General features: G+C 64.9%; 23 protein-coding genes and 1 tRNA gene. 9 read left to right on the top strand and 15 right to left on the bottom strand.

From position 1 onward, the window contains the following. Positions 1-90: 90 nt before the first annotated feature. From I6F31_RS13850 to I6F31_RS13865, 4 genes are all read right to left on the bottom strand, one after another. Positions 91-1,740, bottom strand: a complete 1,650-nt coding sequence (locus tag I6F31_RS13850; RefSeq protein ID WP_225124813.1) for a dipeptide ABC transporter ATP-binding protein — start codon at positions 1,738-1,740, stop codon at positions 91-93. Between the two features lie 129 nt (positions 1,741-1,869). Next, entirely contained in the window at positions 1,870-2,757 is an 888-nt protein-coding gene (locus I6F31_RS13855; protein ID WP_036029754.1) for an ABC transporter permease, read from the bottom strand. Positions 2,758-2,775: 18 nt separating this feature from the next. Next, complete coding sequence (locus tag I6F31_RS13860; protein WP_225185548.1) at positions 2,776-3,717, bottom strand: ABC transporter permease; 942 nt, start codon at positions 3,715-3,717, stop codon at positions 2,776-2,778. Between the two features lie 221 nt (positions 3,718-3,938). Then, positions 3,939-5,069 (bottom strand): M20/M25/M40 family metallo-hydrolase, encoded by a 1,131-nt coding sequence (locus tag I6F31_RS13865; RefSeq protein WP_036029750.1) that lies wholly within the window; start codon positions 5,067-5,069, stop codon positions 3,939-3,941. Positions 5,070-5,336: 267 nt separating this feature from the next. Here I6F31_RS13865 and I6F31_RS13870 point away from each other — a divergent pair, with 267 nt between their 5' ends. Further along, complete coding sequence (locus I6F31_RS13870) at positions 5,337-6,944, top strand: ABC transporter substrate-binding protein (protein WP_036015319.1); 1,608 nt, start codon at positions 5,337-5,339, stop codon at positions 6,942-6,944. A gap of 381 nt (positions 6,945-7,325) precedes the next feature. Here the strand turns inward: I6F31_RS13870 and I6F31_RS13875 are convergent, their stop codons facing one another. Then, positions 7,326-8,576 carry a multidrug effflux MFS transporter gene (locus I6F31_RS13875; RefSeq protein WP_225185549.1) on the bottom strand — a complete coding sequence of 417 codons (1,251 nt, stop codon included), beginning with the start codon at positions 8,574-8,576 and terminating at the stop codon, positions 7,326-7,328. 286 nt (positions 8,577-8,862) lie between these two features. Between I6F31_RS13875 and I6F31_RS13880 the strand changes: the two genes are divergently transcribed. Beyond that, a complete protein-coding gene (locus tag I6F31_RS13880) occupies positions 8,863-10,173 on the top strand; it encodes a hypothetical protein (RefSeq protein ID WP_225185550.1) in 1,311 nt (436 codons plus the stop codon). A 10-nt stretch (positions 10,174-10,183) separates the two neighbouring features. On the opposite strand, the gene I6F31_RS13885 is transcribed toward I6F31_RS13880, so the two are convergent. Beyond that, a tRNA-Leu gene (locus I6F31_RS13885) sits at positions 10,184-10,272 on the bottom strand. A 172-nt stretch (positions 10,273-10,444) separates the two neighbouring features. Between I6F31_RS13885 and I6F31_RS13890 the strand changes: the two genes are divergently transcribed. Beyond that, positions 10,445-10,867, top strand: a complete 423-nt coding sequence (locus I6F31_RS13890) for a twin-arginine translocation pathway signal (protein WP_225185551.1) — start codon at positions 10,445-10,447, stop codon at positions 10,865-10,867. A 25-nt stretch (positions 10,868-10,892) separates the two neighbouring features. Here I6F31_RS13890 and I6F31_RS13895 read toward each other — a convergent pair whose 3' ends face one another. Beyond that, positions 10,893-12,095 carry an FAD-dependent monooxygenase gene (locus tag I6F31_RS13895; protein ID WP_225185552.1) on the bottom strand — a complete coding sequence of 401 codons (1,203 nt, stop codon included), beginning with the start codon at positions 12,093-12,095 and terminating at the stop codon, positions 10,893-10,895. 20 nt (positions 12,096-12,115) lie between these two features. Further along, positions 12,116-12,361 (bottom strand): zinc-finger domain-containing protein, encoded by a 246-nt coding sequence (locus I6F31_RS13900; RefSeq protein ID WP_008562814.1) that lies wholly within the window; start codon positions 12,359-12,361, stop codon positions 12,116-12,118. A 308-nt stretch (positions 12,362-12,669) separates the two neighbouring features. Between I6F31_RS13900 and I6F31_RS13905 the strand changes: the two genes are divergently transcribed. Both I6F31_RS13905 and I6F31_RS13910 read left to right on the top strand, forming a co-directional pair. Next, on the top strand, positions 12,670-13,806 hold the full coding sequence (locus I6F31_RS13905; RefSeq protein ID WP_225185553.1) for a hypothetical protein: 1,137 nt from the start codon (positions 12,670-12,672) through the stop codon (positions 13,804-13,806). Positions 13,807-13,923: 117 nt separating this feature from the next. Then, positions 13,924-14,679, top strand: coding sequence for an alpha/beta hydrolase (locus tag I6F31_RS13910; RefSeq protein WP_036015305.1), 756 nt, complete (start codon positions 13,924-13,926; stop codon positions 14,677-14,679). 16 nt (positions 14,680-14,695) lie between these two features. On the opposite strand, the gene I6F31_RS13915 is transcribed toward I6F31_RS13910, so the two are convergent. Continuing rightward, complete coding sequence (locus tag I6F31_RS13915; RefSeq protein WP_225147520.1) at positions 14,696-15,124, bottom strand: dual specificity protein phosphatase family protein; 429 nt, start codon at positions 15,122-15,124, stop codon at positions 14,696-14,698. A gap of 192 nt (positions 15,125-15,316) precedes the next feature. Then, complete coding sequence (locus I6F31_RS13920) at positions 15,317-16,252, bottom strand: LysR family transcriptional regulator (RefSeq protein ID WP_225139951.1); 936 nt, start codon at positions 16,250-16,252, stop codon at positions 15,317-15,319. A 107-nt stretch (positions 16,253-16,359) separates the two neighbouring features. Between I6F31_RS13920 and I6F31_RS13925 the strand changes: the two genes are divergently transcribed. Next, positions 16,360-16,773: a hypothetical protein gene (locus tag I6F31_RS13925; protein WP_057029559.1), complete on the top strand. Its 414-nt coding sequence runs from the start codon at positions 16,360-16,362 to the stop codon at positions 16,771-16,773. A gap of 55 nt (positions 16,774-16,828) precedes the next feature. Here I6F31_RS13925 and I6F31_RS13930 read toward each other — a convergent pair whose 3' ends face one another. The 3 genes from I6F31_RS13930 to I6F31_RS13940 all read right to left on the bottom strand — a co-directional run bounded on the left by I6F31_RS13930 (position 16,829) and on the right by I6F31_RS13940 (position 18,825). Then, entirely contained in the window at positions 16,829-17,056 is a 228-nt protein-coding gene (locus I6F31_RS13930) for a hypothetical protein (RefSeq protein ID WP_146207712.1), read from the bottom strand. A gap of 148 nt (positions 17,057-17,204) precedes the next feature. After that, entirely contained in the window at positions 17,205-17,360 is a 156-nt protein-coding gene (locus tag I6F31_RS13935) for a hypothetical protein (protein WP_156447197.1), read from the bottom strand. Positions 17,361-17,466: 106 nt separating this feature from the next. After that, positions 17,467-18,825, bottom strand: a complete 1,359-nt coding sequence (locus I6F31_RS13940; protein ID WP_225185554.1) for a hypothetical protein — start codon at positions 18,823-18,825, stop codon at positions 17,467-17,469. Positions 18,826-19,099: 274 nt separating this feature from the next. Here I6F31_RS13940 and cysE point away from each other — a divergent pair, with 274 nt between their 5' ends. Both cysE and I6F31_RS13950 read left to right on the top strand, forming a co-directional pair. Then, the gene (gene cysE / locus I6F31_RS13945) at positions 19,100-19,924 is read left to right on the top strand and encodes a serine O-acetyltransferase (protein WP_036029708.1); all 825 of its coding nucleotides are present in this window, start codon (positions 19,100-19,102) and stop codon (positions 19,922-19,924) included. A gap of 121 nt (positions 19,925-20,045) precedes the next feature. After that, the gene (locus I6F31_RS13950) at positions 20,046-20,264 is read left to right on the top strand and encodes a DUF3126 family protein (RefSeq protein WP_007602550.1); all 219 of its coding nucleotides are present in this window, start codon (positions 20,046-20,048) and stop codon (positions 20,262-20,264) included. 789 nt (positions 20,265-21,053) lie between these two features. Here I6F31_RS13950 and I6F31_RS13955 read toward each other — a convergent pair. Both I6F31_RS13955 and I6F31_RS13960 read right to left on the bottom strand, forming a co-directional pair. Next, the gene (locus I6F31_RS13955) at positions 21,054-22,880 is read right to left on the bottom strand and encodes a caspase family protein (RefSeq protein ID WP_225147518.1); all 1,827 of its coding nucleotides are present in this window, start codon (positions 22,878-22,880) and stop codon (positions 21,054-21,056) included. 266 nt (positions 22,881-23,146) lie between these two features. Continuing rightward, positions 23,147-23,854: a hypothetical protein gene (locus I6F31_RS13960; RefSeq protein ID WP_225147517.1), complete on the bottom strand. Its 708-nt coding sequence runs from the start codon at positions 23,852-23,854 to the stop codon at positions 23,147-23,149. A 222-nt stretch (positions 23,855-24,076) separates the two neighbouring features. On the opposite strand from I6F31_RS13960, the gene I6F31_RS13965 reads away from it, so the two are divergent. Then, a complete protein-coding gene (locus I6F31_RS13965; RefSeq protein WP_109143294.1) occupies positions 24,077-24,406 on the top strand; it encodes a hypothetical protein in 330 nt (109 codons plus the stop codon). The last annotated feature ends 81 nt before the right edge of the window (positions 24,407-24,487 follow it).

Here is a 24,487-nt window from a genome sequence, read left to right on the forward strand (position 1 = left end):
ACAGAGTCCGCGGCTAAATGGATTCTCAGGTGCGCAATTGCGCACCATAGCTCATCGCTTCGCGATGCCCCGGAATGACAGAGGAGAGAGCTACAGTGTCGCCCCCACGCCCTCGGCCACCGGCCTGAAGTTCGCAAAATCCCAACCCCGCCCGGGCGCCGCATCCAGCAGCGCCTTGGTGTAGGCCTCCTTAGGATGCGTCAGCACTTCGGCGGCCGGTCCCTGTTCGACGACGCGGCCGTGCTGCATCACCACGACCTCGTCGCAGATCTGGGCTGCGACGCGGAGGTCGTGGGTGATGAACAGGATGGCGATGCCGAGCCGCTTCTGGATCTCGTCGAGCAGCTCCAGCACCTGCGCCTGCACCGAGACGTCGAGCGCGGAGACCGCTTCATCCGCGACCAGCACGTCCGGATCGAGCGCGAGCGCCCGGGCGATCGCGATGCGCTGGCGCTGGCCGCCGGAGAATTGGTGCGGATAGCGCGACACCGCATCCGGCGGCAGGCCGACCAGCTCGAGCAACTCGCGCGCCCGCTTCATCGCGTCGGCGTGCGCCACGCCGTAATTGACCGGGCCTTCGGCGATGCTCTCGCCGACGGTGACGCGCGGATTGAGCGAACGATAGGGATCCTGGAATACGATCTGGATCTTCTGCCGATGCGGCTGCAACAGGCGGCGCGAGATGTCGGCGATCTCGCGGCCGGCGAGGCGCACGCCGCCGGAAGTCGGATCGATCAGGCGCACGATGCAGCGCGCAACCGTCGACTTGCCCGAGCCGCTTTCGCCGACGATGCCGAGCGTGCGGCCCTTGCGCAGGGTCAACGTGACCTTGTCGGCAGCGACGACCTCGCGGCCTTTGCCGAAGAAGGCGCGCTCCTTGTAGACCTTGCCGAGCTCGTTGGCCTCCAGCACCACGGGCTCGCGGGTTTCCTCGCGCGGCGGGCGCGGCACCAGGCTCGGCACCGAGGAGAGCAGGTTGCGGGTGTATTCCATGGTCGGATTGCGCAGCACGGTCTCGAGCGGGCCGGTCTCGACCAGGCGGCCCTGCCGCATCACCGCGACGCGATCGGCGATCTCGGCGACCACGCCCATGTCGTGCGTAATGAACAGCACGGCGGTGCCGTGATCGCGCTGGAGCTCGCGGATCAGGGACAGGATCTGCTTCTGCGTGGTGACGTCGAGCGCGGTGGTCGGCTCGTCGGCAATGAGGAGCTTCGGCTCCAGCACCAGCGCCATCGCGATCATGATGCGCTGGCGCTGGCCGCCGGAGAGACGGTGCGGGTAGGAGGCGAAGATGCGCTCGACCTGGGGCAGGTGGACCTGCTCCATCATGTCGAGAATGCGCTTCCTGCGCGCTTTGGCATCGAGTTTGGTGTGGGCGCGGAGCACCTCGTCGATCTGGCGGCCGACCGGAACCACCGGATTGAGCGCGGTCATCGGCTCCTGGAAGATCATCGCCATCTTGGTCGCGCGGAGCTGGCGCAGGCGGCGGTCGGTGGCGGTGAGCAGCTCCTCGCCGACCAGCTTCACGCTGCCGCCGGTCGGCACCAGCGTGCCCTTCGGCAACAGGCCCATGGTGGTGAGCGAGGTCACCGACTTGCCCGAGCCGCTCTCGCCGACGAGGCACAGCGTCTCGCGCTCGCGCACCTGGATCGAGATGCCGTCGATGATGTTGGCGCCTTTCGGCTGCTTGCCGATGGAGACGACGAGATTGTTGATGTCGAGGATGGTGTCGGTCACGTCAATTCTCTCCGTCATTCCGGGGCGCGACAAAGTCGCGAGCCCGGAATCCATCGGGCCGCAGCACGCGTGGTGAAATGGATTCCGGGCTCGCGCTACGCGCGCCCCGGAATGACAATGCTACTTGTTTCACTTCCCCTCCCGCTGCTTCATGCGCGGATCGAGGGCGTCGCGGGCGGCGTCGCCGATCAGGTTGATGCTGAGGATGGCGATGGAGAGCAGCAGGCCCGGCCAGAAGATCAGCGACGGCTTGATCTGGAAGTACTGGCGGCCCTCGGCCATGATGTTGCCCCAGGTCGGCGTCTCCGGCGAGATGCCGGCGCCGAGGAAGGAGAGGATCGCCTCGGTCAGGATGGCGCTGGCGCAGATATAGGTGCCCTGGACGATCAGCGGCGCGATCGTGTTCGGCATCAGGTGGCGCCACATGATCTTCGGCAGGCTCGAGCCGACCGAGATCGCGGCCTCGACGTAAGGCTCCTCGCGCGCCGACAGCACGACCGAGCGGACCAGGCGTGCAACGCGCGGAATCTCGGGGATCGTGATCGCGATCAGCACGGTCCAGAGGCTGGCGCCGGACAGCGACACCACGGCGATCGCGAGCAGGATGCTCGGCATTGCCATCAGGCCGTCCATGACGCGCATCATCACGGAATCGACCAGCTTGAAGAAGCCGGAGACGAGGCCGATCGCCAGCCCGATGGCGATCGACAGGATCGCCGCACCGATGCCGATCAGAAGCGAGATGCGGCCGCCATAGATCACGCGCGACAACACGTCGCGGCCGTAGGCGTCGGTGCCGAGCAGGAACTGTGCGGAAGATGGCTTGAGCCGCTGCGACGGGGCGAGCTGGATCGGATCATGCGGCGCGATCAGCGGCGCGAGGATCGAGACCACCACGATCAAGGCGAGCAGGCACGTCGCGGTGGCGATGATCGGGGTCGAGGTGAGGAATCCGAATCGCGGCCGCAGCGGCGACGTGATCGGAATGGAGGACTGGGGAAGGGTATCGACCGACATTTTGTTCTTGTCCTTGCCTCAGTACCGGATCCGGGGATCGAGCAGGGTGTAGGCGACGTCGATGAGAAGATTGACGACGACGTAGATCAGCGAGGTCAGCAGGATCATCGCCTGGATCACCGGATAGTCGCGCGCCAGCACCGCGTCGACGGTGAGACGCCCGATGCCGGGGATGTTGAACACGCTCTCGGTGACGACGACGCCGGAGATCAAGAGCGCAAAGCCGGTGCCGATCACGGTGATCACGGGCACGGCGGCGTTGCGCAGAGCATGGCGCATCATCACCGCAATCTCGTTGATGCCCTTCGCGCGCGCCGTTCGCACGTAGTCTTCGCCGAGCACGTCGAGCATCGCCGCACGCGTCATGCGCGCGATCAGTGCGACGTAGATGAAGGACAGCGCGCAGGTCGGCAGGATCATGCGCTCGAAGAACGGACCGAAGCCGTTGAAGATGCTACGGAAGCCCTGCACCGGCACCCAGCGCAGCTCGATCGCGAAGACCTGGATGAGGACATAGCCGACCACGAAAACCGGCACCGAGAAGCCGAGCACGGACAGACCCATCACGAAACGGTCGATCCAGGTGCCGTGCTTCCACGCCGCGATCACCCCCAAGGGAACTGCGACGATGACGGCGAGGATGATGGTGCACAGCGCGATCGAGATCGACGGCTCGACGCGCTGGCCGATCATCTTCATCACCGGCAAATTGGAGATCAGCGACGTCCCGAGGTCGCCGTGCAGCAGCTTGTTCACCCAGGTGACGAACTGCACGATCAGCGGCTCGTTGAGGCCGAGCGATTCGCGGATGCGCTCCAGCCGTTCCGGGGTCGCGTTGTCGCCGGCGAGGATCGCGGCGGGATCGCCGGGGGTGAGGCGGAGCAGGAGGAAAACGAACAGCGCGACCACGCCCATCACGGGCACGGCGGCGAGAATTCGGCGAAGGAGATATCCGAGCAAGTTGGATCCGTCAGTTTAGAGTCAAATTGGGCAGGGCTCTTCGGCCAGCCTGCCATCAGCCTAACATTTCAGCAATTCCCGTGCCACGAGGGCCACAGTTTTTGCGGTGCAGCCAATCTTCGTAGGGTGGGCAAAGCGGAGCGTGCCCACCTGCTTTCGGTCGGGAAAACGGTGGGCACGGCGCTTTGCGCCTTTTGCCCACCTACGGGATCGCTTCGCGATCACTCCAGCGTCGCCAGCAGCCCCGCCATCAGCCGTCCTCGCTCAGCGAGACTCTCGACTTCGATATACTCTTCGAGCGTGTGGACATTGCCGCCGCGCACACCGAGGCCGTCGAGCGTGGGGATTCCCATCGCGCCGGTGAAGTTGCCGTCCGAGCCGCCGCCGGAGCTTGCATGCGGTAATTCCATGCCGAGAGATTTGGCAATGCCGCGGGCCTTCTCGTACAGTGCCATGGTGCCGGCATTGGGCTCCCAGACCGGCCGCGTCACGCCGCGCGTGACCTTGAAGCTGACGTCGTTGCTGGTGCCGGACAACGCCAGCATCCGCTCGACGCCGCGGTCGAGATCGGCCTGGCGCTTGGCCATGGAGAGCGCCTCGCCCGTCGCCGTGGTAGCAACGCAATTGACCCATTGGCCGCCATGCACGACGCCGACCGAGAAGGTGCAGTCCTCCGTCGTCATGGCGTCGATCGCGAGGATCTGTCGCGCCATCTCGCGGATCGCCGAGCGTCCCGAGGACAGCGTCGCGCCGGCGTGGCTCGGCCGGCCCGTCGCTTCGAGGTTGAAGCGTGCGATGGCGTAACGTCCGGTGGTGACGCCGTTGTCGGCGCGGCCGGGCTCCGGCACCAGCACGTATTTGTTGCGCGCGGCTTCCGCCTCGATGATGTCGCGCGTGGAGGGCGTGCCGACTTCCTCATCCGGCGTGAACAGCACGGTGATCGGCAGTGGGGTCGTGAACGAGGCGCGTGCCAGCTGGCGGATGGCTTCCAGCGAGAGGTAGTTGCCGCCCTTCATGTCGTAGATGCCGGGGCCATAGCACTTGTTGCCCTCGCGCCGCCATTTCAGCTTCTCGATGGTGCCGACCGGGTGGACGGTATCCATGTGCCCGGCGATCAGGATGCCGGGCTCGCCCTGCTTCGGATGGGGGAAACGCGCGCGGATGACCCCGCCGAAGCCCTGGCGGCCGGCGATGCGCTCGATCGTCGCACCCATGATCGCCATATCTCGCGCTGCGATATCGAGCATGCGGTCCACGGCACCGGCATCCCAGGTGGGGCTTTCGCATTCGACCCAGCCGCGCAGGCCTTCGAGCATGGCCTCGGAATCAAAGGGAAGATTGGCAGGATTCATCTCAATGTCTCTCAAGCTTGGAAAGATGGAACGCGCATTGCATTGGCGCGGACGGGACAAGCGGAGGGTGTTGTAGAGCCAAACCGATCTTTGTGGAGCCCGTGCGCGCGCCGCAAGGGCTTGCACCGAAACCGGATTGACGCGCTTCACCCTGTCTGCAAGTCTCGAAAGACGAAGGCATTGCATGAGGTTAGTTCGCCCAACGAACGAACCTCATGCTCAACCAATAACCTGCCTTTGAACAGTTTCACGTCAGGAGAACTTTCTATGTTCCACTTCATGCGCCGGGGGCCTCGCGCGTTCGCCTCCACACTTGCGCTGTCGGTCGTCGCGCTTTCGACCGCGCTGGCCTCGCCGGTGCTCGCGGCCGGCAAGACTCTCACGGCGGTGCTGCATTCGGATTTGCGCATCATCGATCCGATCTTCACCACGGCCTACATCACGCGTGACCACGGCTACATGGTTTACGACACGCTGGTGGCCACCGACTCGAATTTCAAGGTCCAGCCGCAGATGGCGGACTGGAAGGTCTCCGACGACAAGCTCACCTACACGTTCACGCTGCGCGACGGCCTGAAGTGGCATGACGGTGCGCCGGTGACGGCGGAGGACTGCGTCGCTTCGCTGAAGCGCTGGGCTGCGGTCGACGGCATGGGACAGAAGCTCATGGACTTCACCGCCAGCATCGAGGCGACCGACCCCAAGACCATCACGCTGAAGCTGAAGGAGCCCTACGGCCTGGTGCTCGACTCCATCGGCAAGCCGTCCTCGCGCGTCGCCTTCATGATGCCGAAGCGCCTTGCGGAGACGCCGCCGGACAAGCAGATCCCCGAGCAGATCGGCTCTGGTCCGTTCAAGTTCGTGCAGGGCGAATTCCAGCCCGGCGTGAAGGCGGTCTACGTCAAGAACACTGACTACGTGCCGCGCAAGGAGCCGGCGAGCTGGACCTCCGGCGGCAAGGTGGTGAAGGTGGACCGCGTCGAGTGGATCACCATGCCGGACTCGCAGACCGCGGTGAACGCGCTGCAGTCGGGCGACATCGATTTCATGGAGAACCTGCCGTTCGACATGCTGCCGGTGCTGGAAGGCAACAAGGAGCTCACCATCGAGGTTCTGAACAAGTTCGGCTTCCAGACGCTCGGCCGGATGAACTTTCTGCATCCGCCGTTCGACAACGTGAAGGTGCGGCGTGCTGCCTTGCTGGCCCTGAACCAGAAGGACGTGCTCGACGCGCTGGTCGGCAACGCCAAATATCAGAAGATCTGCGGCGCGTTCTTCATTTGCGACACGCCGCTCGCAACCGATGCGGGCTCCGAGACCCTGGTCAAGGGGAACGGCATGGCGCAAGCCAAGAAGGCGCTCGCCGAGTCCGGCTATGACGGCACGCCGATCGTCATCATGGCCCCTGGCGACGTCACGACGCTGAAGGCGCAGCCGATCGTTTCGGCCCAGCTGCTGCGCGAGGCCGGCTTCAAGGTCGACCTTCAGGCGACCGACTGGCAGACGGTGGTGAGCCGCCGCGCCAGCCAGAAGCCGCCGAAGGAAGGTGGCTGGAACATGTTCTTCACCAACTGGGTCGCGGCCGACGTGTCCAACCCGATCGCCAATCTCTCGATCGGCGGCCAGGGCAAGAAGGGCTGGTTCGGCTGGGCGGAGGACGCCAAGATCGAGCAGCTCAAGGACGCTTTCGTCCGCGCGGCCTCGGTCGACGATCAGAAGAAGATCGCCGCCGATATCCAGAAGCAGGCCTATGAGCAGGTGATCTACATTCCGCTGGGGCAGTATCTCATCCCGAGCGGCTGGCGCAAATCGCTGACGGGCGTGCTCGACGGCCCCGCGACGCCGGTGTTCTGGAACATCGACAAGAAGGAATAAAGCATGATCCGGAAAAGTGCGAAGCGGCTTTCCGGAAAGATCACGCGCAAACAACAACCTAAAGCGCGATGACGATCGTCCGAATCTCATCGCGCTTTACGCGCCGCGCGCCTTGCATGTGAATACGAACGGCGCCGCAGTTTCCTGCGGCGCCGTTTTCTATGAGGCGGTCTGTGATCGCGCTCGTCTAGCAGTGGCTGTCGCGCAGCTGCTCGAGCCCTTCACTCACGAATGCCAAGCTCGAGTCCATTCGTTCATCGGAACGAGGCTGCGAAATCGGCCGTTCGATCTCGGACGCGGGCTGATCCGATCTGTTCTCTTGTTCCATCTCGCCAATCCTCTGAATTGCTGCAGTACAACATCGCGAGGGGCGGGAAGTTCCTAGCTGATCGGGCGATGATGCGGCCTGAACAGCCGCCCTTTCTCCACCACCAGCACGATCGCGAGCGCGGCGAGGGTGGATAGGAAAAAGCCGATCGAGAACGGCAGCAGCGTGCCGTCGAAGCTCTGCCCGATTGCCATGCCGACCACGATCCCGATCAGCGTGGTGATCGAGCCGTACAGCGAGGAGGCGGTGCCGGCGATGTGGCCCTGCGGTTCCATCGCCAGCGCGGTGAAGTTGGCGACCATCATGCCGAACGAGAACATCATCAGGGCCGAGAGCACCATGAACAAGGCGAGCGGCAGCACGCCGAGGCTTTCCGTCAGCAGCATCACGCCGGCCACGGCCGTGTAGAGCGTCAGCGCGCCGTGCGAGATCACGCGCATGCCGAGCCGGCCGACCAGCCTCGCATTGAGGAAGCCGGCGATGGCTGTGCCGGCGGCAATCGCGGCGAAAGCCAGCGGGAAATATTGGCCGAGATGATAGATGCCGGTGAAGACCTGCTGGGCGCAGAAGACATAGGCGAACAGCGCGCCGATGACGCTGCCGGCGGCGGTGGCATAGCCGACGGTCTGGCGATGGGTCAGGGTCTGCCGGAATGCCGAGAGCACGTCGGAGGGCGCCAGCGACCTGCGCTTCGACTCGGGAAGCGTCTCGGGCAGCCGCAGCACGCACCATGCGAGCGCGAGCAGGCCGTAGAGCATCAGCACCACGAATATGCCGCGCCACGCCGTCACCAGCAGCACCGCCTGTCCGAACGAGGGCGCGACCACGGGCACCGCGATGAAGATCATCATGGCGAGCGACATCACGCTCGCCATGCGGCGGCCGACATAGCAATCGCGCACGATCGAGGTCGCGATCACGCGCGTCGCCGCGGTGCCGAGCCCCTGGAGCGCACGCGCCAGCAGCAGCGTCTCGAACGAGGGTGCGGCGACCGCCAGCACGCTCGCCACCGAATAGACCGCCATGCCGCCGAGCAGCACCGGTCGGCGCCCAAAACGGTCCGACAGCGGACCCATGACGAACTGACCGGCGCCGAAGCCGATCAGGAAGGTCGAGAGCACCAGTTGCAGATGGTTCTCGACGGGAATCTTGAAGGCGGCGCCGATATTGGGCAGCGCCGGCAGCATCATGTCCATCGCGAGCGGGTTCAGCGCCATGATGGACGCGATCACGATGACGAACTCCGGAAAACCCATTGGGCGGTGTCCCGAGGACACCCAACCGTCGGCATTGACGTCGGACAAGAAGCTTACCCCTGCAATCAAGCGAGTTATCTAGCCCCGATGCTGCGTTGCACAACCCATGTTTCGGGATGGCTGGCAGGCGGAGCAGGAGCGGTCAAAAACGGGTGAGGGCCCGTCGCCGGCCTGATGGACCATCCGCAGCGCCGGAGGGCTGGGCCTGCAACCAGGGATTCACCATAAGATCGGGCGCGGCACGCCGGGGAGATGAATCGGCAACCCGTCCTGTCCATTGTGGCTGGAGCGGCTGCCGCAACGGCGCCGCGAGAAGCCAAACAGGGTATCGCCCGTGTCCGACATATCAGGTGCAGCACGATGGTTGGCGCCTGCGGCCAAGGCTGCCAGGCGCAACGTCTGGCTTGCCGGCGTGGTCACGCTGACCGCGCTGCTGGTGCTCGGTAATCTCGCCAACGATGCCTCGCTCGACCTGCCGTATGGCTGGGACGTCCGGGTCAATTGCGCGGCGGTCGATGCGCATGCCGACGGGCTCGATCCCTACTTCGTCAAGAACCTGAAGGGCACCACCTATTCTTATCCCTATCTGCCGGTGACGCTGGACGTCTTCCGTCCCCTCTGCGCGGGCGGCGTTCTGCTCGATCATTACCGAAGCATCTTTCTCGTCCTCGCCGTGCTCTGCGCGCTGCTTCTGCCCGGCCTTGGCCGGACGCGTGCCAGCGCGCGCGATGCTGGCTTGAAGGTGCTCTGCGCGCTCGGCGCGTTCGTCGGTTTCGAATTCGTGGTGGCGTCGGGGAATTTTGCGCTGCTGAGCGGAGTGCTGACCGCGATCGCGCTGAAGCTCCTGCTACGCCCGCTCGCATCCGAACAGAATTCGAACTTTTCCTCGCGCCTCGCCGGCGCTGCGCTGCTCGGCCTCGTGACCTCGTTCAAGCTGGTGTTCGTCCCGGTGCTGGCGGCGCTCTATTTCCTGCCGCTGCCGCGTGGCCGCAAGCTGGCCTTGATCGCGGTGGCCGCGTTCGCCTTCGCGTTGCCGCTCGCGCTGTCGCGGTTACTCTATCCAGATCTGTTCGCGAGCTGGCTGCTCGCGATCGCAGGACAAATTCCCGGCCAGCATGCCGTCGGTCTCGTGGAGACCAATCCGTCGCTGTTGCTGCTGGCGCGCGACCTCATGGCCCAGGCCGGCTTCGGTGACGGCAAGCCGGCGATGTTGGCGGCCTACGCGTTCGCGGCACTCGCGCTCGTGCTCGTGCCGTTCGCGCTGTCCGTCCTGCGCGCGGCCGCGAGCGGACCGGTGCGCGAAGGGGCATCGCTCCTGACGCAGCTCGATCGCTGGCTGATGGATCACCCGCGCACGGGCATGCGCATCACGGTGCTTGCCATGTTCGCGCTCTATCTCAGCTCGCCGCGTCTGAAGGAATATGCCTTCTTCGAGCTCGCGCTTCTTGCCGCGATCCTCATCGTCGATCTTCCGTCCCTGGCGCTCGCCGCCATCCTCGGCATCGGCCTCGCCTTTCCGGCACTGGTCTCGCTTCTGGGCGCGCCGATCGAGGGCACCTTCATCCTCCTCGTCACCGCGCTGATCTGCTTCTGGATCGTGCTGCTCGATTTCCGCGCAGAGCCCGAGCGCCTCGAGCGGGGGTGATACAAGCTAGTGGTGCGGGCAGCCGGGGTCGAACCGGCACAGCGCTTGCGCACCGAGGGATTTTAAGTCCCTTGCGTCTACCAATTCCGCCATGCCCGCTTGATCCAACGAGATCAAACACTTAAGTCCGTTCCGGCGGTCTGGAATTGGCGCGTTCGCCGCCGGAGGGACGGTTCTTCCTTAAGCGAGCCGGGGGCGCAAGGCAAAGCCTCAATCCGGACATCTGTTGCTGCTTTAGGCATTCTCAATCCACGGGGGCTATTCATCCGGCATGGCTGCTTCGTTTTCCTTTTCGCTGCGCGGCTTTGGCGCGCTGTTCGCGCTGCTTGCGGCTGGCCTCGCGCTGTCCGGCTGCGCCGGCGTGAGCGAGACGATCGCACCGGCCTTTGCCGATCCCGCCAAATACGAATTGTACGACTGCAAGCAGCTGGAGGCTGAGCGCAAGAACCTCGCCAAGCGCACTCAGGACTTGCGGGCGCTGATGGAGAAGGCCGAGACCGGGGCCGGCGGCGCCGTCGTGTCCGAGCTCGCTTATCGCAACGATTATGTCGCCGTGCGCGGGCAGGTCCAATTGGCCGAGGATGCCTGGCGCCGCAACAGATGCCGGGAGACGCCGCCCGAGGCGCCGCCGCCTCCGGCATCGCCCGCGGCCAGCGCCAAATCCGCGTCGAAATCCGGCAAAGCGGCCCACTGAGGCATCCTGCCGGCGGCGCGCCGCATCAGGGCCGCCAGCCGTAGATCCAGTCCTGTCGCGCCAGCATGCGCTCTGGGCCGAGCGCGCGGATCGCAAGATCGCGTGCGAGCGCGAGCGGCCCATTGAGATGATAGATGCGGCCCTGCTGCCGCGCGGTCCGCTGCACCCGCCGTACCCGCGCCTGGCGGGCACGGCCGTATTGCGTCAGCGCGGCGGCAACCGCTTTGCTGCTCTCGGCGGCCTCCAGGCTCAAATGCCGGGCGAGCACGGCGGCATCCTCGATCGCCATGCCGGCCCCTTGCGCTGCGAACGGCAGCATCGCGTGCACGGCATCGCCGAGCAGCGCCACCGAACCCTTGCTCCAGGGGCACCCCTCGGGCACGCCGAACAGCGCCCATTTGCGCCAGCTGTCGACCGCGGCGAGCAGCATCCGCGCCGCCGGCGGCCAGCGCGGGCCGGCAAAGGCGTCCATCACCTCGCTGATATCGCCGGGCGTGCTCCAGCCCGGCCGGTTCCAGGTGCCGGGCAGCACCGCGACCACATTGATCTGGCGTCCGCCCGCAATGGGATAGGCGACCAGATGGGCGTTCGGTCCCATCCAGAGCTGCACCCGGCGCGCGGTATAGTCCTTCGGCAATTGCGTGGCATCGAGCGTGCCGCGCCAGGCGATCAGGCCGGAAAAGCGCGGCTGCACCTCGGGAAACAGATGCTGGCGCACCGCCGACCAGATGCCGTCGGCGCCGATCAGCGCGCTGGCGAGATCGCTGCGGCGGATCGTGCCGCTGCGATGGACCACGGTCAGGCCCTTGGCGTGAGGCGCGACGTCCTCGAAGGTCGCGCCCAGCTTCAGGTCGATGTCGGGATGGTCGGCGACGGCGCCGGCGAGGGTCGCTTGCAGGTCGGCACGGTGCACCACCCAATAGGGCGCTCCGGCGCGCAGCGAGGCGGCTTCGCCGAGCGGCATGCGCAGCAGCTCGCCGCCGGCGCGCGCGCTCATGATCGAGAGCGCTTCCGGGGTGACGGCGCGCAGCTTGAGGCGTTCGGTGAGGCCGAGCTCGACCAGCACGCGACTGGCATTGGGCGAGAGCTGCAGGCCGGCGCCGACCTCCTCGAGGCGTTCGGCCTTCTCCAGCACGACGATGCGGAAGCCGCGGGCGGCGAGCGCGAGCGCGGCCGTCAGGCCACCGATGCCGGCACCGGCGACGACGATCGTTCGGGAGAGCGCCACCCCTTAACCGATGGACGCGGTCAGGCCACCTTGTCCTTCAGCACACATTCCGGCGGGCGGGCTTCGCCCGGCTTCAGGTCGGCCGCGAAGCGGTACAGCGTCGAGCAATAGGGGCAGATGATCTCGTTGTCGTTGCCGAGGTCGAGGAAGACGTGCGGATGGTCGAACGGAGGATTGGCGCCCACGCACATGAACTCTTGCGAGCCGATCTCGATGACGGGGACACCGGCATCGTTATGGAAGTGCGGGACGACATGGTCGGACATCGAAGTTCATCCTGGAGTGGCAATGGCGGCAGATACAATCACGAACTTACGCGGCATCTTTGAGGCGCTGCGGACCATACTGGCGGGTACAGGTGATTGCTAGTCCAGCGGAACCGAAAAGCTTCGCAAGCGCCCCATGCTCATTTGCTCATGCAAATTCGACACAATCTTGCGGCCTGAGAGAAGCCCTTCTTTCGTCGGGGACGTTGTGTCGCAATTTTGGCATACTATCTCTGTGGTTGCGTGAAACCGGGACGAAAGACGTAGTGTTCCGCGCAAGCGATCTCAGGGCATCCGGGCTTTTCCACATGAAGTGGCTGCGAATCAGTACGGCGTTGGCGGGAATGGCCGTGTGCGGCTTCGTGCTCGCGCAGGTGGCGCCGCATGCCCGCGAGGCCGGCGCGATCCTGGCTGCCCAGGACGATCCGGTCGCGCTCTCCGAGCTGAAGCTCGATGCACTGCTCCGGCACAACGACCGCCTGGTTCAGGACAATATCGAGGCCGCGCTCGCGGCCGGCGATGCCGATCTCGCCGACAGTTTCGTCACGCTGGCGCGCGAGCGCAACATCGCGCTTCCCGACGACCTCTTGAGCCGCGTCGCTGATGCCGTGAAAGCGGAGAATTCCAGCGCGCATTTCGCCAAGCGCTTCGCCACGGGTCTCGTCACCGGCAACGCGGACGATGTCGCCAGCTTGTCCGGGACCGTGGCCGGCGATCTCTTCGTGTTCGGCGACATCAGAGACGTGGTGCGCGAAGGCAAGCACCTCGCCATGGGCGAGGACACCGACCGCCTCGTGCTCTCCCTTGCGGCGGCCGGCCTTGCGGTGACGGCGGCAACCTACATCTCCGTCGGCGGTGCCGCGCCGGTGCGCGCAGGACTGACGCTGGTGAAGGATGCGCGCAAGCTCGGACGGCTCGGCGAGGGGCTCGCCGCATGGGCCGGCCGGTCCGCGCGCGAGGTCGTCGACGCGCCGATGCTGCGGAACGCGGTGGCATCGGGCTCGGTGCTGCGCCCAGGCCAGACCGTGAGCGCGATCAAGGCCGCGTTCCGGGCCGAGAAGGCCGGTGCGCTGGTCCGGCTCGGCAAGGACGTCACGCGCGTCGCCGGAAAGACCGGCACGCGCGGGGCCATGGATACGCTCCGCATCGCCGAGGGCCCCAAGGACGTCGCGCGCGCCGTGCGGCTTGCGGAAGCGCAAGGCGGCAAGACGCGCGCGATCATCAAGCTGCTCGGCCGCGGCGCGCTGCTGCTCGTCGGCGGCGCGTTCGATCTGGCGATGTGGCTGTTTGGCGCGGTCGTGACGCTGTTCGGCCTGCTCTCCTCCATCAAGGCGACGACCGAGCGCCTGACCCAGGCCTGGTGCGATCGCAGGCGGGCGCGGCGGCTGCGCCGCGCGCAGATGGCGGCCGACGCTGCTTTGGCTAACGCGGCCGCGACGGCCTGAGGCGCGATCCGCTTCGGGCTATTGTTTGAGCATGATGTTGCCGGAAAACCGCTGCACACTTTGCCGGATCGTGCTCTAAGATCGAGCTGTCCCCCACAAGATCCCACGGAACTGCTGATGCCGAGCTTTCACAACGGCGCCGTTGAAATTGCCTATCTCGACGAAGGCGAGGGCGATCCGATCATCCTGGTGCACGGCTTTGCCTCCAGCAAGAACGTGAACTGGGTCTATCCGACCTGGGTGTCGGAGCTGCGCAAGAACGGACGCCGCGTCATCGCGCTCGACAATCGCGGCCATGGCGAGAGCGCAAAGCTCTACGAACCCGCGCAATATTCTATACCCGTAATGGCCGGCGACGTGCTCGCACTGATGGATCACCTCGCCATCCCGCAGGCCGACATCATGGGCTATTCGATGGGCGGGCGGATGACGGCCTGGCTCTCTCTCAACGAGCCGCAGCGCCTGCGCTCGGCGATCCTCGGCGGCATCGGCATCGGCGGCCTGATCGAGGGCAGCGGTCCCGGCGAGAACGTCGCCAAGGCGCTGGAGGCGCCCGCGCTGGACGACGTCACCGATCCCGTCGGCCGCACGTTTCGCGCGTTCGCCGACCAGACCCGCTCCGACCGCCGTGCACTCGCCGCGTGCCTGCGCGGCACGCGCGATCTCATGACGAGGCAAGAGGCCGCGCGCATCGAGGTGCCGGTGCTGATCGCGGTCGGCAGCGCCGACGATGTCGCAGGAAGCGCCAGCGCGCTCGGCGCGATCATACCGGGTTCCGAAGTGCTCGATATTCCCAATCGCGACCACATGCGTGCAGTCGGCGACAAGGTTTACAAGACCGGCGTGCTCGACTTCCTGTCACGCCGCGGCTGAGGCGACATTGCATGGCCTATCGGGTACGTGGCGCATCGCCGCGCTCCGCCTGGCCAAAGGTCATCACCCAATCGCGCTGCTCATCCGTGTCCGGCACGATCAAGCCCCGCGAAGCTCCAATCAGCTCAAGAGCTTCCTTCGCTTGGATTCCGGAACAGATCAGTGCGCAAGCTGCAATTACCGAAGATCGGCCGATCCCCGCGCGACAATGGATCGCCATAGAACGACCATCTCGCAAGCCGCTGGCTAATAAGCGAGCGATCTGCGATGCCTCCGGTCGCGATTCTGGCAATCTCCGATCCGGAATCGGAAAAGAGATGAAGTCGATTCCGTTAGAACGACAAACCTCGTCTTCACGCTGTAACCCAAGCTCTGAAACCTCCTCGCGCTCGAGAAGGCTCACTACCAGATCGACTCGGGCGTCCTTCCACTCAATGACTTCCATCTCCAACCACTCGTCGGCGCGAGGACGCGCCATAATCGCTATTCGTCCAGCCGCTTGAATCTCGATCCAATGTAATCGGACATCTCAAACCCTTGGTTGATGCAAGACGGGATCGCATAATCCACACCTCACCGGCAGCCGCCGCCTGGAGCTCATTTTCCTGGCGACCGAATGTCGGTGACGACTGCTGCTTCACACCACCTTGTCGCTGAACGCGGTGGGAAGCGTGTTGAGGAACGACATGACGCGCTGTGTGCGCAGGGGCGGGCGGCGGCCCGAGGTGCGCAGCATCCAAAGGGGTTCCCCAGGCGCGCGCCAGGGCGCCAGCACTTCGACCAGCCGGCCGGCGCGAAGGTCTTCGCCAACCAGCCACGCCGGCCCCCAGCCGACACCGAACCCATTCACGATCAAAGCGAGCGAAGCATGCGCGTCGTCGCAAATATGCTTGGGCTTGGGGGTGATGCGAATGGGTCCTTTGCCGCGCGGGTCGGCGAAGCGCCAGGTCAGGATCTGACCGCTCGCGGGATTGCGGAAGCCGACGTGCTCGTGCGCGGAAAGCTCAAAGGGAGTGGCCGGCGCGCCGCGCGCTTTCAGATAGGCAGGCGAGGCGCAAGCGATCCAGGAGAAGGTGCAAAGCCGCCGTGCCTGATGACCGGGCGCGCGATCGAGCGGCCCTGTGCGGATCGCGATGTCGACGCCTTCCGCCGCGAGATCGAGAATCTCGTTGCGGAATTTGACCTCGATCTCGATTTCCGGCCGTTCCCGCAGGAACGCGGGCAGTCGCGGCAGGATGCAGGCGCGCGCGAACGAGGCGGGGGCGGTCACGCGCACCCGTCCGCCATCGTCGCGCGCGACTTCGCCGAGCGCGGATTGGACACGGGCGAGGCTTTCGGCCAACGCGCGTCCCGCCGACATCAGCCGGTCGCCCTCTGCGGTCAGCGCCAACGAATGGGTGGAGCGATGCAAAAGTCGCAATCCGTGAGCCTGTTCGAACCGGGCGACCGCCTTGGACATCGCCGATGTGGTCGTCCCCGCCCGCCGCGCGGCTTCGGCGAAGGAGCCTGCCTCGACGACGCGGACGAAGGCGAGGAGGCGCGAAAGGTCGGGAGGCAAAGTCGTTGTGGACATGAAGTCCACATAGCCATGGCCAGACGGTCACTACAAGACCCATTCGAGAACGGCTAATCGGGGAGTATCAGCACGCATTCTGCGGCGCTGGAAACGCGGGACGTCCGATGAACCCTATCGAAATTACGCTGCAAGCCCTCGACGCCGCCGAGCGGGCGATTCCATCCGGGCAGCCGGTTTATATGCTCAATCTGCTGCGCTACCGCGCGCAGGCGCGTTACGAGGACGGCTTTGACGCCGCGCCCTGCTCGGGCCGTGAAGCCTTTCATGAGCGCTACAGGCCGGCATTCCGGCGCCTTGCGGCCGGCAAGCCGATCGCGCCGATGTTTTCCGGGCCGATCCTCGCGAGCCTCGTCGGCTCGCCAAGCGAACGCTGGGACGAAGCGGCGCTCAATGAGTACGGTGACTTTGCCACCTTCCGCTCGATCGTCGACACCGAGACTTACAGGCGCGAAGTGGCGCCCCACCGGCACGCGGCGCTTGAGGATTTCCGGCTGTTCGCGCTCGCCAAGGCGATGTGAAACTGTGGCGACAGTGCCAGGCGCCGTCGCTCAACGGCGTCACCGATCTCGGGCCCTATTGTTTCGGTGCTCTGATTTCCCGGACGGTGATTTCGGCCAGAGCGACAGCGTCAGTCACGCCGCGCATGTGAATGTCGATCATCCTCTTGGCGAGAAGATCACAGATCGGATCGCTTCGATCCACCAGGTCGAGCTTGCGCAAGGCATGGTTGAAGGCGAGTTCAAGAACATGTTCCTGTTCGCGGGTGAGATCGACATTCGCAATCAGCCGTAGAATCGGCATGACGCTGCTCCCTGTTGGAGTAGGGCGGGAGCACAACCAGTCTCTCTGTCACCGATTGAAGCCACGGACCGGGCGGTGATGGAACACACTGTTCCTCAACGGCTTGGCAGTCAATGCCGTCAGAGTGCCAAGCAAGCGATATTGCAACTTAATCAGCAGGGCTGCGCTTTTGAGCTTCGAGGTAGTCGGCGCGCAAACGGTATTCTTCGGCGATCTCTAGCAGCGCAGCCTTGGTGCGCCCGTCAGCCGACAGTGCTGCTTGCTCGCGGGCGGCATGTTCGAGGCGGCGGAATTCTCGGTCCATGCGAACAGCCTACCTGACCGAGACGGCTGCCGCATTAAACTGTGCAAATGTGTACACATCGTCCACTCCCTCAGGAGATTGGGAGCGATGAGGCTTCACCCCGATCTCATCCTGCTTTGCCGTCCTCGCCCAGCCGCCGCGCCGCGGCCATCAGCACCACGAACGTCGCCACCCACACCATGCGCGCGCCGTAGCGGTCGTGGGGCCCTGAGATCACGCCGCAGATGAAGGCGTTGCCGAGCAGCGCCAGCGTCACCGTCCCAGCCAGCAGCGTCAGATCGTCCAGCCGGCGCCTTGCCAGCGCATGGCCGAGCAGCGCGAGCAGCGCCAGCATCGAGGCCAGCGCGACCGGGACATGCAGCCAGTTCACGACATCGAAATTGACACCCCAGTTCTGCTGCCGCGCCGCGCGCATCGGCGCGGCCTGTGCGGGGATGTAGCGCTCGATGATGCCGCGGGTGTGCGGGATCCAGCCGTTGGTGCCTTCGCCGGTCGCCACGTGCAGCAATTGCTGTCCCATCGCGCGAAGCGCCGCGCCGGCCTGCCAGGCTGGATAATCCTTCAGCGACTGCACGACGATGGTGCCCATCTCCTCATTCATGCCTGCGAAACGGCCGAGCGTGTTGAACACGCTCTTGCCCCACAGGAATTCGTCGGCGCTCGCCGGCAGCTCGTTGCGGTAGGGACAAAGCTTGTAACGTTCGCGCGGGCAACGGTCGTTGAGATATTGCGCGACGATGCCGTCCTGCATCATGCGGCCGAAGGCGACGCCGTAGCCGCCGGGCGTCCAGGCCAGCTTGCCGGACAGCGCATAATTCGCCGACACCAGCATCAAGCCGCCCGCGACGATGGTGAGGCTCGCCTGCAGTAGTCCGGCCAGCGGCAGGCGCGCGCCCAGAAACGGCCGCGCCATCCAGCCCGCGGCGCACAGTCCGAGCAGCACGCCGAGCGTGGCGCTGTGGGTCGCCGCGGCAAAGGCGGTGAAGACAAACAGCGAGATCTTCTCGATCGCCGAGGTGCGGTTTGCGCCGACCACCAGGAGGAACAGCGACAGCACCGCGAGCCCGGCAAAGATGTCGGTGAGCAGCATGCTCGCAAGCCAGGGCAGCGCGGTCGACAGCATCAGGGAGAGGCTGATTGCGACGAAGCGGAAGGTCTGCATCAAACTCAACACGCGAAGAGTGAGCTGCAGCAGCCATAGCGTCGCCAGCGACTGGGCGGCGAGGTTGATCCAGAAGCCGAAACCCTCGCCATAGTGCAAATAGAGGCCGAACACCGTGGAGCGGCTGGGGACGAGATAGCCCTCGTACCAGCGCGCGAGATAGCCGCCGGTATCCCATTGCAACAGCGGATAGCCGTTCCAGACCGCCGGCGCGATCATCAGGAGGGGCAGGGCCATTGCGGCCAGCCGCAGCCAAAAAGAGCCCGCGGCGCGCGCGCGCAGTTGATCGGTGGTGATGGTCAAATCGGCTCTGCCCCCGCTCGGATCATGCCCGCAATAACGGTTGGAGGCGAATTCACCAATAGTTTGACGCCGCCCGGCTTGAATTTGGCGAAACTCTGACCACCTTGAGCCGACCTTGCCGCTCGGGGCGTCAGAAGAAGGCCTTGTTTATCAATGCTTTGGCTTGCTATCCGAGGCAAGGCACTGTTCACTCTCAGGCAAGCCCGTCAGGACTTTGTCGCCTAGACTGTGCTATAGAGCCAACAAAATCAGCCAATTCGAAAGAGCAGATCCCATGGCAGTGCATCAGGTCAATCCGGGAGGAAAGCTCGCATCGCTCGATCCGATCTGGGACCGGATCCGCAGCGAAGCGGAGGACATCGTCCGCCGCGAGCCGGAGCTTGCGACCTTCATCTATTCGTCGGTGCTGCATCACGGCCGGCTGGAGGATTCGGTGGTCCACCGCGTCGCCGAGCGGCTCGATCATTCCGCGCTGTCGGGCGACCTGGTGCGTCAGGCCTATATGGACGCGCTGCGCGACGACCCTGATCTCGGCAACGCCTTCCGCGCCGACCTCGTTGCCGTCTACGACCGCGATCCCGCGACGTCGCGCTTCATCGATCCTTTGCTCTACTTCAAGGGCTTTCATGCCATCCAGACCCATCGCCTCGCGCACTGGCTCTATCTGAAGGGCCGCAAGGATTTCGCCTATTACCTTCAGAGCCGATCCTCGGCGGTGTTCCAGACCGACATCAATCCCGCCGCGCGCATCGGCCGCGGCATCTTCCTCGACCACGCCACCGGCTTCGTCTGCGGCGAGACGGCTGTGATCGAAGACGATGTCTCGATCCTGCACGGCGTCACGCTCGGCGGTACCGGCAAGGAGAACGAGGATCGTCACCCCAAGATCCGCCACGGCGTCCTGATCGGCGCCGGCGCAAAAATTCTCGGCAACATCGAGATCGGCCATTGCGCGCGCATCGCCGCCGGTTCGGTCGTGGTCAAGCCGGTGCCGCACAACGTCACGGTCGCAGGCGTTCCGGCCAAGATCGTCGGCGAAGCCGGCTGCGCCGAGCCGTCGCGCACCATGGATCAGATGATCAACGCGATGGGGCTCTGAGCGGGCCCTTGATGCTGCGAAGGGCCGGATTTTTCCGGCCCTTTTCCTCGCCAAATTCGTGCTGGCGGTTCGCCGCATCTCGTCCTAAAACCCGCCGACCATTTTCGATCGGAGACTTGCCGTGGACGTCAAAGAAGTCAGAAAGTTAGATGCGTATCTGAAGCGCGTATTCGGCAATCCCAAGATCCGCGTCGTGCCGCGGCCGAAGAAGGACGATTCCGCCGAAGTCTATATCGGCGAGGAATTCATCGGCGTGCTCTTCGTCGACGACGAGGACGACGATCGCTCGTTCCAATTCCAGATGGCGATACTCGAGGACGACCTGGTCGATCAGGAGTAGTTGGTCGCGAGCGAAGCGGAGTCTTCGCTCGAGCGCGGCGTTCTCCGTGTCCCGAACGCACTGCAACGCTCCTTAAGCGCGTTCACGCGCGTCTTCGACACGCTATGGCGTTGCAGTGCAGAGCCGGGACCCAGAAGCCACACGGAATATTTCTGCGACATGGGCCCCAGCTCAGCAGAGCATCGTCACTGGACGATGCTTCGCATCGGCAGGGAGACGCTGCGCTGTATCCGGGGTACGCGTCGAGGTTCGAGGCGCACTCTCTCCCCATCGTCATTGCGAGCGCAGCGAAGCAATCCAGGAATTCTTCCGCGCAGGGATTCTGGATTGCTTCGCTGCGCTCGCAATGACGCCGTTAGCTTCGCGGTCAAAGGCGAGGGTACCAAGCAGTCGATTCGGCGCAAGGCTTCGTGGTGCTGATGCCATTGGCAACAATCTGTGAGTAGGACGCGCGATCGCGCGCCTCTAGAGTGGCACGTCCCAAGATCATTGCTTCGATATGTTCGGCAAGATGCGGGTCATCATGGCGTACGAGCTGCCGCATCATTCCGATCGGGTACGATCAAGCTTTCATAGTTCTGCTTGGGGTTCTTTCGGCAACACACGCCTCGGCGGTAGCATTGCTGGAGCGGCATCCTGATCAGCTTTACGGGCTCAATTGCAGATTTCAGCGCTCCAGCACCGACGAGGCTGGTCCTCCCAATTGACCTCACCTCCACGCGACAGCCGGGCCTCACCTGCCGACAACCCGTTTGGCTGCAAGCAACCTCCCCTGTGGCCGGCGGCTTCTTAGTTGCAGACTTCAACGAGCGAAGTACCAGTTATTCCGCCTCGCCTCCCCGTATCTTCGAGCCGGCAGCCAGAACGAACTGGACGACAACCGACAGAGTTGCAATAGATCTGACCCGTCGCCTGCGGCTTCGCGGGTGTGGTTTCGACCTTCTTCTTTTCATTGTCTTGCTTGTTGGCATCCTCGCGGGTCGCGACCGGCTTCTTGTCCTGCGCCTTCTCGCATTCATTGTCGTCGTTGATGCGATAGCCGGCGCGGCAGGTGATCTTCACGCAAGTATCGCCGTCCGCCTTGAAGCCGTGATTGCACACGAGCGGGCAGACGCGCCCCGGCTTGGCCTTGATGGCATCGAGCGCTTCGAAGCTCGCGAATTTGGCGTCGAACTTCGTGCCGGCATATTTGTTGAAGAGGCTGAGCGAACGCTGCGAGGTCGCATTCCAGTCGCCGTCCGCATTGCTCGCGAGACAGCCGACGCGGCGGAGTTCTGACTGCACCAGCTTGGCTGTCTCCTGCGGCGACAGACTCGGCGGCGATTGGGTGGGGGCCACGGCCGCGACCTTCTGCTCAGCGTCACGCTGAGCCTTCTCTTTGGCGGCTAGCTCAGCCGCTGCCTTTTCGCTGGCGATTCTCTCGGCCAGCGCCTTCTCGGCAGCCTGCTTGTCGGCCAGTGCCTTGGCGGCTGCTTCTGCATCTTTCCTGCGCTGCTCGGCGGCCGCCGCCTTGGCCTCTTCGATCCGTTTGGCCTTCTCCGCGGCGATCCGAGCATCTTCGGCAGCCTTGGCCGCTGCTGCGGCTTTCTCCTGCTCGGCCTTCTTGGCCCGTTCGGCGGCAAGCTTTGCCTTCTCCTCCTCGGCCGCCCGCGCCTTCTCGGCCGCTGCAGCGCGGGCGTCTTCGGCAGAAATCCGGTTGAGTTGAGCCTTGGCGAGATCGGTATAGAAGCCGCTGGGATAACGATTGAGGAATGCAGTCCAAACGTCGCGCGTGCCGAGCTGGAGCGCCAGTTCGTAGTCGCGCCGGATGTCGCTGTCCGGGTTCGCCTGCGGTCCGGTCGCGACCGGCTTGGCCGGAACCAGGGCCACGTCGTCGCCGCCGAGCGAGCCGTACACAAATGGCTCCTGCTTGTAGCCGGTATTCTTGAGCACGTCGTCGCGCACGAAGCCGAACGCCTTGCGCAGATCGAGCCCGGGCGTCGGCAGACGTTCGACGAGAGCCGCCGCGAACGGGCTATTCTTGGAGTCGCCGTCGGACGCCGTCGAGCCCGCTTTCGCCGCGAACGCGATCATCGTATTCGGGCTGGTTGGCTCGACCTTGGCGAGGCCGCGGCCGATGGCACGCGAGGCGATGGTACGCTTCATCGTCTTGGCAAACGGGTTGTCGCGACATGCATCGAGGATGATCAGGCGCAGCTGCTTTGCAGGTTCGACCGCGAACAGCGCGCGGTCCAGCGCGATCGTTTCGTCCAGCACGTCGCTGTCGGTCTCCAGCGTCGCGTCTGTCGGGATCAGATAGTTGACGCCGTCCAGTTCAATGCCATGACCGGCGTAATAAACCACCGCGACCCCAGCATCCCGCGCCTTGCCGCCGAAGTCACGCAGCGCCCGGCGCATCTCCGAACCGTTGAGGTCGAGCTTGATGTCGACGGTATCGAACCCGGCCTTCCTGAACATGCCGCCGACCAGGGTGGCATCGTTCGCGGGGTTCGCCAGCCGCGCCACGTTCTTGTAGGCCGAGTTGCCCATCACCAGCGCGACGCGCTTCTCGGCCAGCGCCGGTCCGGCTCCCACGCAGATCGCAAATATCAACAAAACAAACAGCCGAAGCCGCATTCCAGCCCCCGAATGCAATAGCGTCAGATTATTCGCAGCATGGCCAATCGCAATCTGTGCTCAGTGATATCAGTCACACATCCATGCGCCATCCGGGCAACCCCGTGCCACGCATCACGGCCATCATGCCCTGTTTTGGCCCGATGGGTCAATCGTTATTCGAAAAAAACGAAAAGACTCGATGCTGCCAACGCTTGGCTACTGTGCATGGGGTTGTTTTCGATTTTTTGGTTTGGAGGCTCCAGCCGACAGTAAGCCGACCGCCCTTAGCCCCGCGGCCCGCGCAGCTGCGCGGTCAGCCTCTCCATCGCCTCCGCCACTTCGCGCCACTGCGACAGCCAGCTGCGTGGAAAGCGGAAGGTGAGGTCGGCGCCGCCGACGCGGCGCTCGGAGAGGCACATGCCGGGGGTGGCGGCATCGCGCGTGCAGCGCGCGGTGAGCGCGGGGCTCGCAGCCGAATAGAGGTCCTCGCTGCCGTAGGGCGTGTCGGTGCGGAACATGCGCATCGTCAGGCCGTCCGCTGGGCTTGCCGCGGCCGGGTCGAGATAGCGCGGATAGATCGTGGCCGTGCGCTGCTCGGGCGAGAGCGCATCGTGATGGGCGGCGATCGACAGGAAGATGCGGTCGATCGACTGCAGCGCCGCTTCCGCCGTGTCGGAGGTGACGTGCTTGGGCGCGCCGGGCGGCTCCAGCGAGGGATAGAGGAAGTCGAGATCGATGCGCTCCTGCGGCCCCGAGTGCCGCTGGATCTTCATCCGGATCGCGGTCACCGGCAGGTTGAACAACGTGCCGCCGACGCTCACCGGCAGCTTGTCCGGCGCGTTCGCGCCCCGGCTGCCCCAGGTCGGCCACAGCAGGTAGGCGACGAGCGCGACAGCTGCGACCGCCGCCGCGCCGCCGAGCACGATCGGCACGACATGCGCACGGGTGCGCGTGCGGGGGGACCTGAGGGGAGCTGCCGAGAACAATGCCATGAATTGTGCGAGGTCGACCGGAGGTCGGCCGATGGCCGACGAATCAGCGCGAATATGCCATGCGACGGCGCTTTCGCGCAGCGTTCCCGGCCGCTTGGATCGGGGACGGCCCCTGCACGGGACGGCCGGCCGCGTTAACCTTTCCTTAAGGATAATGTAGCGTTAACGGGCCCTGTTTGTCACAGGAAGGCACGCGCGTTGTGTAAGGGCGGAGCACTTCCGATGACACCTGAAGCTCTCAACACCTTCTTCTCGATCGGCATCGGTTTCGCGCTCGCGGGCGCGCTCGTGAACGGATACCAGGCGCTGGCACAGCGGCCAGCCGGCTTCGGCCTGCTGCAGGACGGCGTGGCCCCGAAAACCTTCGCGGCGGTTCCCTTCCTGGTGTTCGCCGCGCCCTTCATCATCATGCGCAACACGCTGCGCGGCGTGCGGGTGGAAAGCCGCCGCATGGAATTCGTGATGATGGCAACCGTCATCGCCGCCTTTTGGAGCATGATGAGCGGCACCTTCTTCCTGATGACGCTGCGCGCTGCCGGCATTCTGGTCTGATCCGAAGTGCCTCGAGCGCGGCCGGCCCTTTGCGTCGCGGCTGCCGTTTGGCTATGCCAGTCGTCAATGCGACAGGAGACA

Source organism: Bradyrhizobium sp. NBAIM01 (assembly GCF_020194115.1).
Lineage (GTDB): Bacteria > Pseudomonadota > Alphaproteobacteria > Rhizobiales > Xanthobacteraceae > Bradyrhizobium > Bradyrhizobium yuanmingense.